Below are 1,568 nucleotides of genomic sequence, written 5' to 3' on the forward strand. Positions count from 1 at the left end.
ATCTTGGCCTCTTTCTCGGCGAACTACAGCGATAGGAGTTGTGGGTAAGAGACAGGACGTTAGTCGTGGGAGGCTATCACAGCTACGTCACGTCCCGATCCCCCTTGACCGTCGACGACGTATCTCCCGCGGATCGCTCGCCGAGGCGAGCCGCCGGCGCGGACGCACGAGCAGAGTCAGTTCAGTCCTCCCGGACGGACTCGTATGCCTGCACTGGAGCGTGAGCGCCTACCGTGGCGTGGGCGAGTCGTGTTGTCCGACCGGCCGCGTCCGTGGGAAACAGTGAAGCGGCCGGCTCGTGACGTCGGCGTATGGATCGAAAGCCCAGACTCGCCCTGACAATGGGCGATCCGGCCGGTATCGGGGCGGAAGTGATCGTCAAGGCGTTCACGGACGCGCGTGAGGACGCGGACCTCCTCGTCGTTGGTGACGCGGGTGTGGTGCGCGAGGCAGCTGCCGACCTCGACGTCGACCTCTCGGTACGTGCGGTGGCCGACGCCGCCGACGCTAGTTACGAGCTGGGGACGCTCGACGTGCTCGACTGTGACAACGTCGACGACCACGAGTGGGGGGCACTTCGCGAGGAGTTCGGTGTGGCGAGCCTCGAATACGTCGAGCGAGCGATCGACCTCGCGCTCGCGGACACGGTGGACGGGATCGTCACTGCGCCGATCAACAAGCAAGCGACCCGCATGGCCGGTGCGGAGCACGCCGGCCACACGGGCCTGCTCGCCGAGCGGACGGGGGTCGAGAACTACTCCATGATGCTCGTGGAGGACGACCTCCGGGTCACCCACGTCTCGACGCACGTTCCGCTCCGCGAGGCCTGCGACCTCGTGACGACCGAGAACGTCCGTGACACGATCCGTGTCACCCGCGACGGGCTCCGGGACCTCGGGATCGTCGACCCCGCTATCGCGGTCGCGGGGCTGAACCCGCACGCGAGCGACGGCGGTCTGCTCGGTGACGAGGACGAGGCGGAAATCGCACCCGCAGTCGAGGGGGCGACTGACGAAGGGATCGACGCAACTGGCCCGGAATCCCCGGACACAGTCTACGTCCGGGCAGCGCGCGGCGAGTTCGACTGCGTCGTCTCCATGTACCACGACGAGGGCCACATCCCGATAAAGATGCTCGGCTTCAGCTCGGGCGGCGAGGTTAGCGGCGTCAATATGACGGTTGGCCTGCCACTCGTGCGGACGAGCGTCGACCACGGCACCGCATTCGACATTGCGGGCGAGGGCGTCGCCTCCCCGAAGAGCATGGTCGATGCGGTCGATGTCGCGGCGACCGCGGTCCGGAACCGGGCAACACGAGGGTGATTCGGTTCGGGGGACGCCGACGGTCGTCTGAGACCGCCCCCACCCCCAACTCACTACCAACAATTAACACCTTCCTCTACGAACTGGTGGCTATGTCGACGGATACCGTCTCGACGTTCGAATCATCGCTCGCCGCCCTTGACGTGGCCTGCACGCGGACGACACCCGCGGACTTCACGGATGCGTTGGACGCGGCAATCGATGGCCGCGCGGTCGGCGTGCCGCTGGGGATCGACGGCGTCTCAC

Annotated in this window: 1 protein-coding gene; it reads left to right on the forward strand. The window is 66.7% G+C overall.

Translation table 11 applies throughout. The features are described from left to right. Positions 1–311 precede the first annotated feature (311 nt). Complete coding sequence (gene pdxA, locus ABDZ36_RS04645) at positions 312–1,322, forward strand: 4-hydroxythreonine-4-phosphate dehydrogenase PdxA (RefSeq protein WP_343749218.1); 1,011 nt, start codon at positions 312–314, stop codon at positions 1,320–1,322. Positions 1,323–1,568 lie beyond the last annotated feature (246 nt).

Origin of the sequence: Halarchaeum salinum, assembly GCF_039520965.1 — an archaeon.
Classification (GTDB): Archaea; Halobacteriota; Halobacteria; order Halobacteriales; family Halobacteriaceae; genus Halarchaeum; species Halarchaeum salinum.